Source organism: Actinoplanes rectilineatus (assembly GCF_000962825.1).
Taxonomy (GTDB): Bacteria; Actinomycetota; Actinomycetes; order Mycobacteriales; family Micromonosporaceae; genus Actinoplanes; species Actinoplanes rectilineatus.
This window is the reverse complement of record NZ_JZKF01000144.1, coordinates 1-12,008: the sequence shown is the minus strand read 5'-3', so window position 1 is coordinate 12,008 and position 12,008 is coordinate 1. Positions and strand designations below refer to the sequence as shown.

Annotated in this window: 9 protein-coding genes; 4 read left to right on the top strand and 5 right to left on the bottom strand. The window is 70.8% G+C overall.

Annotation, left to right across the window (positions count from 1 at the left end; all coding sequences use genetic code 11):
- Positions 1 to 1,257 (bottom strand): right-handed parallel beta-helix repeat-containing protein (locus tag WH85_RS44650; protein WP_045748287.1); only part of this gene is annotated, 1,257 nt, incomplete at its 3' end.
- Between the two features lie 9 nt (positions 1,258 to 1,266).
- The gene (locus WH85_RS44645) at positions 1,267 to 2,574 is read right to left on the bottom strand and encodes a hypothetical protein (RefSeq protein WP_045748286.1); all 1,308 of its coding nucleotides are present in this window, start codon (positions 2,572 to 2,574) and stop codon (positions 1,267 to 1,269) included.
- Positions 2,575 to 3,101: 527 nt separating this feature from the next.
- Here WH85_RS44645 and WH85_RS44640 point away from each other — a divergent pair.
- Positions 3,102 to 4,244, top strand: a complete 1,143-nt coding sequence (locus WH85_RS44640; RefSeq protein ID WP_045748285.1) for a hypothetical protein — start codon at positions 3,102 to 3,104, stop codon at positions 4,242 to 4,244.
- A gap of 352 nt (positions 4,245 to 4,596) precedes the next feature.
- Here WH85_RS44640 and WH85_RS44635 read toward each other — a convergent pair whose 3' ends face one another.
- Complete coding sequence (locus WH85_RS44635; protein WP_045748284.1) at positions 4,597 to 6,330, bottom strand: glycerol-3-phosphate dehydrogenase/oxidase; 1,734 nt, start codon at positions 6,328 to 6,330, stop codon at positions 4,597 to 4,599.
- Positions 6,331 to 6,352: 22 nt separating this feature from the next.
- Complete coding sequence (gene glpK / locus WH85_RS44630; RefSeq protein ID WP_045748283.1) at positions 6,353 to 7,831, bottom strand: glycerol kinase GlpK; 1,479 nt, start codon at positions 7,829 to 7,831, stop codon at positions 6,353 to 6,355.
- 84 nt (positions 7,832 to 7,915) lie between these two features.
- Between glpK (WH85_RS44630) and WH85_RS44625 the strand changes: the two genes are divergently transcribed.
- The 3 genes from WH85_RS44625 (at position 7,916) to WH85_RS44615 (ending at position 11,408) form a co-directional block, all read left to right on the top strand.
- Positions 7,916 to 8,674: an IclR family transcriptional regulator gene (locus WH85_RS44625; protein ID WP_045748289.1), complete on the top strand. Its 759-nt coding sequence runs from the start codon at positions 7,916 to 7,918 to the stop codon at positions 8,672 to 8,674.
- On the top strand, positions 8,674 to 10,173 hold the full coding sequence (gene glpK, locus WH85_RS44620) for a glycerol kinase GlpK (RefSeq protein WP_045748282.1): 1,500 nt from the start codon (positions 8,674 to 8,676) through the stop codon (positions 10,171 to 10,173). Before WH85_RS44625 ends, glpK (WH85_RS44620) begins: the two co-directional genes overlap by 1 nt.
- A gap of 140 nt (positions 10,174 to 10,313) precedes the next feature.
- Positions 10,314 to 11,408 carry an LCP family protein gene (locus tag WH85_RS44615; RefSeq protein ID WP_245674368.1) on the top strand — a complete coding sequence of 365 codons (1,095 nt, stop codon included), beginning with the start codon at positions 10,314 to 10,316 and terminating at the stop codon, positions 11,406 to 11,408.
- A gap of 38 nt (positions 11,409 to 11,446) precedes the next feature.
- On the opposite strand, the gene WH85_RS44610 is transcribed toward WH85_RS44615, so the two are convergent.
- The coding region (locus tag WH85_RS44610; protein WP_157411612.1) for a glycosyltransferase family 2 protein at positions 11,447 to 12,008 on the bottom strand (562 nt) is incomplete at its 5' end.

Below are 12,008 nucleotides of genomic sequence, written 5' to 3'. Positions count from 1 at the left end.
GATGGCTTCCTGGCCGAAGTCGGCTGCCGCCCCGCCGGCTCTGGCCAGGGTGTAGGCCTCGTCGATGAAGAGCACGCCGCCCATGGCGGCTTCGAAGGCTGCGGTGGTCTTCTCGGCGGTGTGCCCGATGTACTGGCCGACGAGGTCGCGGCGGGAGACCTCCCGGAATTCGCCGTTGGGCAGGACGCCGAGGGCTTTGAGCAACTGGCCGTAGATGCGGGCCACGGTCGTCTTACCGGTGCCCGGTGCACCGGTGTAGATCAGGTGGTGACTGGCGGAGCCGACCGACAGGCCGGCGCTGCGCCGCCACTCGTTGACCTGGATCTCGTCGATCAGCGCCCGGACCTCGCTCTTCACCCCCGCCAGGCCGATCATCGAGTCCAGTTCACCCAGCAGGCGCTCGACGTCCGCCTCGTTCTGGTTGTTGCCCTTGCTCTCGCTGACGCCCACCCCGGCCTTCGGCGCGGCACCCTCGTCCAGCGACACCACCGGGTTCGCCGCCGGATCCACGTCGACCCGCGGCTCGGCGGTCTTCTCCACCCGGCACTGCTCGACCACGCCGCCGCACCCCGGGCCGAACGAGATGCCGACCCCGGAGGTGTCGTGCACCCAGGTGTGCAGGATCTGCGGTGAACTGCGGTGCATCACCACGATCCCCGCGTCGGCGGTGCCGGACACGTCGCAGCGTTCGATCGTCGGGCGACCCGACTGATAGACGTAGATGCCCCGGTGCCCGCAGTCGGCCACGGTGGTGTTGCGGATCGCCGGATCGGCGCCCAGCCGCACGATGATGCCGTCGTCGGTGGTGTTGCGGATGTCACAGGAGTCGACCGTGCCGCCCGCGTCGGAGAAGACCAGACCGTGCTGGCCGCGCAGCACCTTCACCTCGGTCGCCTCGACGGTCGCCCCGTCCACGGCCTGCAGGCCGGCGCCGTACCCCGCGGACAGGTGGCACGAGCGCAGCCGCAACCGGCCGCCGGACGCCGCCACCGCCGGGTAGTCGCCACTGGTCAGTGCCAGACCCTCGACCGTGACCTCACCGGCGGACAGGCTCAGTGCCGGACTGTCCAGCCCGGTGGCGTCGATCACCGCCGACCCGGCGTCGCCCGCCGCCCGGACGGTGATCCGCCGGCCGGACAGGTCGAGACGCTCGGTGTAGGTGCCCGGCGCGAGCACGATGACCGCACCGTCGGAGGCCACCTCGAGAGCGTCGGCAATCGTCGGGTAGGTCCCGGGAACCGCGAGGGTCTTGGACACGGGCGCTCCTTAGAGGGTGAAGGTCTCGTCGCGGATCGAGTTGACGACCCGCTTGAGGTCGTCGGCCCCGGTCAGGGGAGCGGTCATCCGCAGCACGAGCTCACGGTCGAGGCCGCCCTCCGGGACCGAACGCCAGAAGCCGACATAGACCAGGCCGTACTGCCGCTCGCCGGTGATCCCGGACGTCTCCGCCCAGGTGGCGAACGGGCCGCTGCGGACCCACTGCAGGCCCCACGCCTCCTCCTTCTGGCGCATGGCGGTCCGGCGGGTCTCGTCGCAGACCACGTCACAGGTGCGGACGATCAGCTCGCCGCCCGCGCCGGACGAGGCGCCGTCGCCGCCGGCGCACTGGTAGCGGACCGCGGCCTCGGCCTTCTCCACCAGATCGCAGGTCCAGCCCTGCGGCACCCGGAAGTCGAAGCCCAGGCCCTCCAGCGCGGTCATCGGCACGGTCGGCTGGTTCGACGCGAAGGTCGGCGCGTTCGCCGGCCAGCCGCCGCCCACCGGCGGTTCGATGCCGGGTGCGGCCGGGGTGCCCTGCACCAGCAGCTGCGCGTCGGTCAGCGCGGCGGCGGCGCCCGGGCCGTCGTCCGAGCCGCCCAGCGACATCGCGGCCGCGGTGCCCCCGGAGCCGATCACCAGACCGGCCACCGCCGCGGCGGCGATCAGCAGGTTCGTGTTCTTGGTGGCCTTCTGCGCGCGGGCCTCCTTGCGGGTGGGCGTCACCCGCGGCACGCCCGGCGCCGGGGAGCCGTCCAGCTCCGGCTTCGGCGCGAAGATCGGGGTCGGCGCGGGCTCCGCCGGGACGGAGAGCGGCACGAACGGTTCGTGCGCGGAGGGCGTGACGGAAGGCACAGCGAAGGGTGAGGCCGTGAAGGGTGAGGCCGAGACGGGCGCGGCGGACACGGGCGCGGCGGACACCGGTGCGGCCGAGACGGGAGCCGCCGACACCGGCGCGACGGAGATCGGCGCGACCGGCTCGGGCTCGGGTTCCGGCTCGGGCTCCGGGATCACCTGCAGCCGCTGCCCGAGCGCCTCGAAGATCTGTGCCGCGCCGCCCCCGCGTTCCCGGGCGCAGGCCACCCACGGGCGTTCTGCGGCGTGGTCCGCGTCGACGATCGGAAGGCGGTCGGCGGCGTGCGCCAGCGCGTCCGCGGCAGCCGCGAACGCCCCCCGCCAGCGGTCGTCGGCCGATGCCCGCTCGTTGAGGACGGCGACGGTGACCGTCTCGCCCCCGGCGTCGACACCTGACCAGACCTCACCGACCTCGCAGGTGCTCAATGCCTGCTCCAAGCGGTACTGACCGGCGGTCTGCATGTGGCCTCTCCGTCTCCAGGTTCCGCCGTTCCTGGGCCCGGTCGGTCACACCCCGGCCATCGCGACGGAGCAGCGCAGCACTCAGCGTCCTGGTCCGCGGCGGGGGATGACGACACCGTGGCACAGGCTGCGGCGCGTTCAGGAAGTGTAGTAGGCAGATCCCCCCGGACAAGGTTCGGGAACCCGCGGCCTAGATCGTTATGTCCGCTCCGCGCCGCGGCACCGGCCTTCCCGGTGGTCCTTCTCTCTTATCGGGTACGCCCCACACCCGCCCCGACCGCACCCGGGCCGCACCGGCCTCGCGGCTGCCATCACCCCGCTGCCACCCCGGGCCGTGTCCCGCCCACCCTCATGCCCTGCGCGAGCGGACCCGCATGAGCGGTCGGCAGCCGTCACGTATTGATTGCCTGAATTACACGTTAACTGTTTCGTTTACAAGTCCGGGAATTGCATAAGGGTTCCCGAGTGGTGGTTTTCAGGCGCGCTGTGCCAGCCTAAGCTGCTGGTGTTCACGTCGGGGAGGAAAAATGGTCAAGCGCGTCTTTCTGCACGTCGGGGCGCCGAAGACCGGGAGCACCTATGTGCAGAACGTGCTCTGGAAAAACGTCGAAGCCCTGAAAAAGAGCGGGATTCTGCTGCCGGGGAGCACGACGGCGCACGACGAGGCGATGACCGACCTGCGGCAGGTGACGTGGCGTGATCCGGCGTCGTCCTGGACCTGGGACCGGCTGGTGACGGAGTGCGCCCGGTGGCCCGGTGACGTGATCGTCAGCAACGAGGGGCTGGGCGGCGCGACCGCGGAGCAGGCGGCCCGCGCGGTGGCGAGCCTGGCACCCGCGGAGGTGCACGTGGTGGTGGCGGCCCGGGACCTGTGGCGGACGTTCCCGTCGATGTGGCAGCAGAGCATCCGGGCGCGCAGCCTCTGGAGCTTCGGTGACTTCCTGGACGTCATCGAGCGGGGCCGGTACGACGCCTTCTGGGACTTCACACCGAACCGGATGCTGCGCCGGTGGGGAGACCTGGTGCCCGCCGAACGCCGCCACCTGATCACGGTGCCGCCACCGGGGGCGTCGCAGGAGATGCTGTGGGGGCGGTTCGCCGGGGTGCTCGGGATCCCCGCCGGACTGTGCGATCTGCGAGTGCCGTCGTCGAACCCGTCACTGGGCGCGGTCGAGGTCGAGTTGCTGCGCCGGGTCAACGTGGGCCTCGGCGACCGCTATCCGCATCGCACCCCGTACCAGAAGGTGGTGCAGCGGCATCTGGTGAACGCGGTGCTGAAGGACAGCGCGAACGACACCCGCTTCGGCATCGGACCGGACCGGGTGGACTGGGTGGCCGAGCTGGCCGAGCAGCAGATCCGGGAGTTGCAGGAGTACCCCTGCCACGTGGTCGGCGACCTGGCCGACCTGCGACCGGACGGGGCGGTCGTCACCACCATGCCAACCGTCACCACCATGCCAACCGTCACCACTACGCCAACCGTCACCACTACGCCGGACGATCTGACGGAGGCGCAGCTGCTGGAGGCCGCCATCGAGACGATCATCGGGATGCTCGGGCACGCCGACGAGCTGAGCACCCGGGAACCCCTGACGTCCCGCGAGGTCCTGGCGAAGGTCAAGAACCGGGCCAAGCGCGCCCTGCTGCGGCGCGCCCCAGCCGGACGCTAGACGTTTCGTAGTCAGGGTCTGCCTCTGTGGTGATTTCGGGCGCTCAGCACGCCCGTATTCACCACACCACCAGGGGTGTGGTGATTTGGGGCGTCCAGCGCGCCCGTATTCACCACACCACCAGGGGTGTGGTGATTTGGGGCGTCGAGCGCGCCCGTATTCACCACACCGCCACGGGTGTGGTGACTATGGGCGGCCGTAGTCACCACGGTCCACCATCGGTGTGGTTACTTCGGGTGCCCAGCGCGGCTGAAGTCACCATGCGGATGGCTTCGTGGCCCCGACCACGGAACGTGTCCAGCGAGCGCGGGTGTGTGGTGGCCCCCGTCGCCGGAAGCCACCACGGTGCGGGTCAGGCCGCGGAGGCCGCCACCCGGGCGATCTCCGGGATGTCCCGGCGGGTCGCGTCGGCGCTCTCGTCGTCCGGCAGCTGCTGGGCGGCGATCTCGGCGGCGGTCCGGGCCTCGTACAGCGCGACCTCGCCGGCAGCCTCCGCCTCGGTCCAGCCCAGCGGTCCCGCGATGAGGCCGGCGGCCGTCCGGGCCGCGGCGAGGCCCCGGTCGGCGGTCTCGATCGAGATCCGGGTACGCCGCGACAGCACGTCGTCCAGGTGCCGGGCACCTTCGTGGGTGACCGCGTACACGATCTCGGCGGCGAGGTAGTCCGGGGCCCCGTCGAGCGGCCGGCCCAGTGCCGGGTTTGCGGCGATCAGGTCGAGGATCTCGTCGACGAGTGTGCCGTAGCGCTGGAGCAGGTGCTCCATCTGTGTTCCGGTCAGGCCGTTCTTGCGGGCCACCGCGGCCCGCCGGTTCCACGCCGCCCGGTATCCGTCCGCGCCGAGCAGCGGAACCTGCTCGGTGCACGAGGCGGGGACGCGGGCGGCCAGGTTGCGGACCGCCGCGTCGACGGCGTCCTTGGCCATCACCCGGTACGTCGTGTACTTGCCACCGGCCACCACGATCAGGCCGGGGACGGGGTTGCCGACCGCGTGCTCGCGGGACAGCTTGGCGGTGCTGGACGCCGTCGCGGACAGCAGCGGGCGCAGTCCGGTGTAGACGCCGTGCACGTCGTCGCGGGTCAGCGGGACGGCGAGGGCCTTGTTGACCTCGGCGAGCAGGTAGTCCACGTCGGCGCCGGAAGCGGACGGGTTGGCCTTGTCCAGGTCCCATTTGGTGTCGGTGGTGCCGATGATCCAGTGCCGGTCCCACGGGATCACGAAGAGCACGCTGGTGGCGGTCCGCAGGATGATGCCGGTCCGGCCGGCGATCTTCTCGCGGGGCACCACGATGTGGATGCCCTTGCTGGCGGTGACCTGGAACTCGCCGCGTTCGCCGGTGAGCAGCGCCTGGCTGTCACCGGTCCACACGCCGGTCGCGTTGATCACCGTACGGGCGCGGATCTCCAGTTCGGCGCCGGTCTCGATGTCCCGGGCCCGGACGCCGACCACCTTGCGGCCCTCGCGCAGGAAACCGGTCACCTCGGTCCGCGCCGCCACGTGCGCCCCGTACGCCGCCGCGGTCCGGACCAGCAGCATGGTGTGCCGGGCGTCGTCGACCTGGGCGTCGTAGTAGCGGATCGCCCCGATCAGGGTCTCCGGCCGCAGTGACGGGAACGCCTTGAGCGCCTCGACCCGGGTCAGGTGCCGGTGCCGGGGGACGGCCGCGCCGCCGCCGGTCAGGGCGAGGGTGTCGTAGAGCGCGATGCCGGCGCCGATGTAGAACCGTTCCCAGGCGCGGTGCTGCAGCGGGTAGAGGAACGGCACCGGGCGGACCAGGTGCGGGGCGAGCCGCTTGATCAGCAGGCCGCGTTCCCGCAGGGCCTCGCGGACCAGGGAGAAGTCGAGCATCTCCAGGTATCGCAGGCCGCCGTGGATGAGTTTGCTGGACCGGCTGGAGGTGCCGCTGGCGAAGTCGCGGGCTTCCAGCAGGCCGACGGAGAGGCCGCGGGTGGCGGCGTCGAGGGCGGCGCCCGCCCCGACCACGCCGGCGCCGACGACGAGCACGTCCAGCTGGTCGTCGGCCGAGGTGGCGGACATGGCGGCCAGCGCGGTGGCACGGGCCTGCGGAGAGATCGCTCCGGTGTTCATGGGTAGTCCTCTTTTCAGACCGTCAGCCGACGCTGACCCAGTCGAGGGTTCGGTCGATGGCCGCTCTCCAGCGGGTGGTGCCTTCCTCGCGGCGTTCGGCGGTCCAGGTCGGCTTCCAGCGCCGGTCTTCGTGCCAGTTGGCGCGCAGGTCGTCGACCGAGTGCCAGAAGCCGACCGCCAGGCCGGCCGCGTAGGCGGCGCCCAGCGCGGTGGTCTCGGCGACGGCGGGCCGGCTGACCGGGACGCCGAGGATGTCCGCCTGCAGCTGCATGCACAGGTCGTTGGCGGTGACGCCGCCGTCGACCTGCAGGCTGTCGAGGGCGTGGCCGCAGTCCTGTGCCATCGCCTCGACGACGTCGCGGGTCTGGTAACAGATGGCTTCGAGTGCGGCCCGGGTGATGTGCGCGGCGGTGTGGTAGCGGGACAGGCCGACGATCGCGGCCCGGGCGTCAGGCCGCCAGTACGGCGCGTACAGCCCGGAGAACGCCGGGACGAAGCAGACGCCGGCGGTGTCCTCGACCGTCTCGGCCAGGGTTTCGCTGTCGGCGGCGGTCTCCAGGACACCGAGCTGGTCGCGCAGCCACTGGATGGCGGCGCCGGCCGCGGCGATCGAGCCTTCCAGGGCGTACACGGGCTTCTCGTCGCCGAACCGGTACGCCACCGTGGTGATCAGCCCGTGGCTGGACCGGACCGGGGTGGTGCCGGTGTTCATCAGCAGGAACCCGCCGGTGCCGTACGTGCACTTGGCGTCGCCGGGGGTGAAGCAGGTCTGCCCGAACAGGGCGGCCTGCTGGTCGCCGATGGCCGCGGCGATCGGTACGCCGGGCAGCACGGTGTCGGCGGTCCCGTAGATCTCCGACGACGACCGGATCTGCGGCAGCATGGCCCGCGGGATGCCGAAGACGGCGAGCAGCTCGTCGTCCCAGTCCAGGGTGGACAGGTTCATCAGCATGGTCCGGCTGGCGTTGGTGACGTCGGTGAGGTGGGCTCCGCCGGTGAGGTTCCAGATCAGCCAGCTGTCCATGGTGCCGAACAGCACCTCGCCCCGTTCGGCCCGCTCGCGCAGCCCGTCCACGTTCGCGAGCAGCCACTGCACCTTGGTGGCGGAGAAGTAGGTGGCCGGGGGCAGCCCGGTCCGGTCCCGGATCAGGCGCTCGTCCAGGACCGAGACGAGTGGGTCGGTCCTGGTGTCCTGCCAGACGATCGCCGGCGCCACCGGAACGCCGGTCGCCCGGTCCCAGACGACGGCGGTCTCGCGCTGGTTGGTGATGCCGATGGCGGCCAGGTCGTCCGGTTCCAGGCCGGTGTCGGCCATGGCGACGGCGATGGTCTTGAGCGTGTTCTCCCAGATCTCCCGGGCGTCGTGTTCCACCCAGCCCGCGGCGGGCAGGATCTGCCGGTGTTCCAGCTGGTGGCGGCCGATCTCCGCACCGGACCGGTCGAAGATCATGAACCGCGTGCTGGTCGTGCCCTGGTCGATCGCGCCGACGAACTGCGCCACATGTGCCTCCCGGTAGCCCTCCGAAGAGCGACGCTAGGGAGCGAGGAGGGCCGCGACAACGCACAGCGTGCGACAATGTCGCACGTGCCGGGGTTGATCCAGTCCATTGAACGGTCCTCGGCCGTGTTGCGCCTGCTCGCGGCCGACCGGCTGCGGGTCAAGGAGATCGCCGACGCGCTCGCGCTGCCCAAGTCGACCGCGCACGGCATCCTGCGGACCCTGGAACACGTCGGGTTCGTCGAGCAGGACCCGCAGACCGCCCGCTACCGGCTCGGCCGCGGGCTGCTCGACCTGGGCGCCGCCGGTCTCGACGTCAACGAGTTGCGGGCCCGCGCGCTGAACTGGGCGGACGCTCTGGCCGCCCGCGGCGGCGAGGAGGTGCGCATCGGCACCCTGCGCGACGGCGAGGTCCTGGTGGTGCACCACGTGTTCCGCCCGGACGACTCGGCCCAGTCGATGGACACCGGCCGGGTGCTGCCGTCGCACGCCACGGCACTGGGCAAGGTGCTCCTGGCCTTCCACCCGGCGGCGGTGGAGGCGCTGGGGCGGGAGTGCTTCGACGCGTACACGAGAAGGACCGTGACCACGCACCGCGAGCTGGCCCGGCAGCTGAGCGAGACCCGCGGGCGGGGGTGGGGTCTGTCGGTCGAGGAGTGGCGTCCCGGGCTGGCCGGGATCGCGGCCCCGGTCCGCGGCATCGGCGGACTGGTGGTCGGCGCGATCGGCATCTCCGGGCCGGTGGAACGGCTCTGTGACACCCGGCGGCAGGCCCGGCCGGGTCTCGTCGAGCACGTCTGCGCCGCGGCCCGGTCGGTGTCCCGGGACCTGACGGGACCGCACTGATGACCGAGCGGTACGTGCTGGCCCTGGACCAGGGCACCACCTCGACCCGCTGCATCCTGTTCGACCGGCGGGCGACCGTGGTGGCGGTGGTCCGCGGCGAGCATCCGCAGTCCTACCCGCGCCCCGGCTGGGTGGAGCACGACGCGGCCCGGATCTGGCGGGACGTGCAGAAACTGATCAGGCGGGCGCTGCGCGACGCGCGCATCGAGGCCCGGCAGGTGGCCGCTATCGGGATCGCCAACCAGCGCGAGACGGTGGTGCTGTGGGACCGGGCGACCGGTGTCCCGGTGGCGCCGGCGATCGTCTGGCAGGACACCCGGACCGATCATCTCGTGGCCGGGCTGGATGCCGGCCTGATCACCGAGCGGACCGGTCTGCCCCCGGCCACCTACTTCTCCGCCACCAAGGTGCAGTGGCTGCTCGCGAACGTGGACGGGCTGCTGGAACGCGCGGCCCGCGGCGAGGTGCTGTTCGGGACGATGGACAGCTGGCTGATCTGGAACCTCACCGGCGGGGCGCACCTGACCGACGTCACCAACGCCAGCCGGACCATGCTGATGGATCTGCGCACGCTCGATTGGGATCAGGAACTGCTGGACCTGTTCGGGATCCCGCGGGCCATGCTGCCGGCGATCCGGTCGTCGTCGGAGGTCTACGGGACCGCCGACGCCGTGCTGCCCGGCGTGCCGATCGCGGCGGCCGTCGGGGACCAGCAGGCCGCCCTGTTCGGGCAGACGTGCTTCGCGCCGGGGGAGGCGAAGTGCACGTACGGGACCGGCGGGTTCCTGCTGATGAACACCGGCACCACCCCGGTCCGGTCCAGGCACGGGCTGATCACCACGGTCGGGTACCGCATCGGCGACGAGAAGCCGGTGTACGCCCTGGAGGGGTCGATCGCCACCGCCGGCTCGCTGGTCCAGTGGTTCCGCGACGGCCTCGGCCTGATCAGCACCGCCTCCGAGATCGAGACGCTGGCCGGCGGCGTCACCGACAACGGCGGCTGTTACATCGTCCCGGCGTTCTCCGGTCTGTTCGCGCCGCACTGGCACAGCGAGGCGCGCGGTGTGATCGTCGGCCTGACGTCCTACATCACCAAGGGGCACCTGGCCCGCGCGGTGCTGGAGGCGACCGGCTGGCAGACCCGTGACGTGGTCGACGCGATGAACGCCGACGCGGGTCTGGCGCTGACCACGCTGAACGTGGACGGCGGGATGACCGCCGACAACCTGCTCATGCAGATCGTCGCGGACGTGCTGGGGGTTCCGGTGGCCCGGCCGATGGTGGCCGAGACGGTGTCGCTGGGCGCGGCGTACGCCGCCGGTCTGGCCGTGGGTTACTGGTCCGATCTGCGGGATCTGCGGGGCAACCGGCACCGGGCCGGGCGCTGGACGCCGGCCCGTGATCCGGTTCAGGTCGCCCGGGAGTACGAGAACTGGCAGCGCGCGGTTCAGAGCGCGGTATTCTTCACGCTCCGCGACGACCCACCGCCCACAAAGTAGTGGCACGCCCTGGGGATCCGGAAGTTCACCTGACTGTGTGATTATGCGACGTCGATGTGAACCCTGGGGTTGGAGCTCTGTTGGCAAAGTCCGGCAAACGTCGTGCGCCGTTGTGGGCACGGCTCAGTCTCGTCTTCGGCGTGGTCCTGACGATTACCGCGAGTGGTTCCGCGGTCGCCGGTCAGACGCTGATCGCCAAGTACACCAGCGGTCTCACCGACGAGAGCCTGCTCGAGGACGGCCCGGCCAACGCCGCGCCGAAGGACATCAAGGGGCCGCTGACCCTGCTGCTGGTCGGCATCGACCCCCGGGACGAGTCGACGCCCCCGCTGTCCGACTCGATCCTGGTCGTGCACATCCCGAAGGACATGAGCACCGCCTACCTGTTCTCCATCCCGCGTGACCTGTACGTGCAGATCCCGTCGGACAAGAAGTCGGGCACCAACGCGCAGTTCGGCAAGATCAACGGGGCGATGTCGCTGGGCAGCCAGGTGAACGGCAAGATCGACGTGGCGAACGGCTTCAAGCTGCTCTCCAAGACGGTCCGCAACGTCACCGGCATCGAGGAGTTCGACGCCGGCGGCATCATCAACTTCGGCGGCTTCCAGAAGATCGTCGAGGCCCTCGGTGGCGTCTCGATGGTCATCGACATGGACGTGAAGTCCGAGCACCTGGCCCCGAGCGGCAAGAAGCGCCCCCGCTCGGCCCGCTGCCCGGCCAAGAACACCCCGTCCGGTTGCGATCACCCGTACATCGGTCCGCAGAAGTTCTACAAGAAGAGCAGCAAGGAAGTCCGGCTCGAGCCGTGGGAGGCGCTGGACTACGTGCGCCAGCGTTACGCGTTCAAGGGCGGCCCGAGCATGAGCGACTACGACCGTCAGCGCCACCAGCAGCAGTTCATCAAGGCGATGGCCAAAGAGGCGATGAGCACCAACGTCATCACCGACGTCGGCAAGCTGACCAAGATCCTGGACGCGGCCGGCGAGTCGCTGACCTTCGCCGGCGGCGGCAACAGCCCGATCGAGTGGGCACTCGCGCTCAAGGGCATGAACGTCGACGACATGACCACGGTCAAGCTGCCCGGTGGCGGCAAGTTCCAGAACCCGGCCACCAACAGCGGCTACCAGGGTGAGGAGTTCGCCCCCGGCGTCGAGGACTTCTTCGTCGCGGTCAAGGAGGACCGGGTCGCGTCGTACCTGCTCGACAATCCCGGCCTGGTGAACGCCAACAGTTGACGTCCGTGCGGGGTGGGGGCGCCCGGCGCCCCCACCCCTCATTTGACGCCCAGCAGCGCGCTCAGGCCGCCCGCCCGCTGCAGCTTCTGCCAGCCCAGCCGGATCCCGCCCAGCGCGGCCAGCACCGACTGGATCAACACCAGGTACATCACCTGCCGGTAGACGAACTGCTGGAGCGGTACCAGCCAGATCGGCTTCATGCTCTCCTTGTCCAGGTGGAAGGCGTACATCGTGCTGCACACCTGCAGGGCGAGCATGGTGCCCCACGCGATCAGCGTCTCGGCCGGGTCGAGGAAGAACAGGCCGTAGATCAGGAACACGTCGATCAGCGGCGACAGCAGCGGCATCAGCGTCTGGAACATGGCCAGGTTGAGCAGGCCGCGCCGGCCGAACTTGCCGCCCGGACCGCGCTCGACCAGCGCGTGCCGGTGCTTCCACATCGCCTGCATGGTGCCGTAGCTCCAGCGGTAGCGCTGCTTCCACAGCTGCTGCATGGTGGTGGGCGCCTCGGTCCAGGCCCGCGCGTGCTCCTCGTAGACGACCCGCCAGCCGGCCCGGATGATCGCGATGGTCAGGTCGGTGTCCTCGGCGAGAGTGTCG